Origin of the sequence: Microbacterium sp. GbtcB4 (assembly GCF_019091465.1) — a bacterium.
GTDB classification, from domain to species: Bacteria; Actinomycetota; Actinomycetes; order Actinomycetales; family Microbacteriaceae; genus Microbacterium; species Microbacterium paraoxydans.
Window position 1 is genome coordinate 1 of record NZ_JAGXJJ010000337.1, and the last position, 249, is coordinate 249.

The window sequence follows — 249 nt, forward strand, 5'->3', positions numbered from 1 at the left end:
TGAGCTCCCAGCCGCCGGGGCGGGGGCGGGGCGTGCGGGCCGGCCGCGGGGTCAGGTCGGGCGCAAGGAACGGGTTGGCGAGCTGACGGGCCTCCCCCGAGGGCGGGGTGACCTGACGCTCCGCGATGGCCGCGGGCACCACGGGCGTCTGCACGGGCGCCGGGCCGGCGATGATGAGCTCCTCCGGCGGGAGCTCCGCGCCGGACTCGAGCAGCGAGTCGCGACGCATCCGCTTCGCGACGGGCGACG

At 78.7% G+C, this 249-nt stretch carries 1 pseudogene; it reads right to left on the reverse strand.

Annotated features, from left to right (window positions below):
* Window positions 1-249, reverse strand: a pseudogene (locus tag KVS71_RS18080) (ATP-dependent helicase); the annotation flags it as partial.